The 262-nt window shown below is 63.7% G+C and carries 1 protein-coding gene; it reads left to right on the forward strand.

Annotated features, from left to right (window positions below; translation table 11 throughout):
- Nucleotides 1–31 precede the first annotated feature (31 nt).
- A partial coding sequence (locus ACSNOK_RS34745) for a hypothetical protein (protein ID WP_436784698.1) occupies nt 32–262 on the forward strand: 231 nt, incomplete at its 3' end.

Genomic DNA, 262 nt, shown 5'->3' on the forward strand with positions numbered 1-262 from the left:
GGACAGTGGGCATACCCTCAGGCGCCGGCCAGTGGGCGATGACAGCGGGAAGGCCGTCGTTCTCCGTGACGACGGTGACGTCGGCGGCACCGGCCTCCTTGGCAGCGGCGGCAACGAACTCGGCTCCGGACCTCACGCCGTCGGGCCGCTGGGAACTAACCGACCGGACTGCCACGTGGCGGGTGAGTTGCTCAACGGCATCGTCGAAACCAGAATCAACCTTGGCAGACAGGTCCTTGAAAGTATGAGAAAGATCCATGAT

It is taken from the genome of Streptomyces sp. URMC 126 (genome assembly GCF_051386555.1).
Taxonomy (GTDB): Bacteria; Actinomycetota; Actinomycetes; order Streptomycetales; family Streptomycetaceae; genus Streptomyces.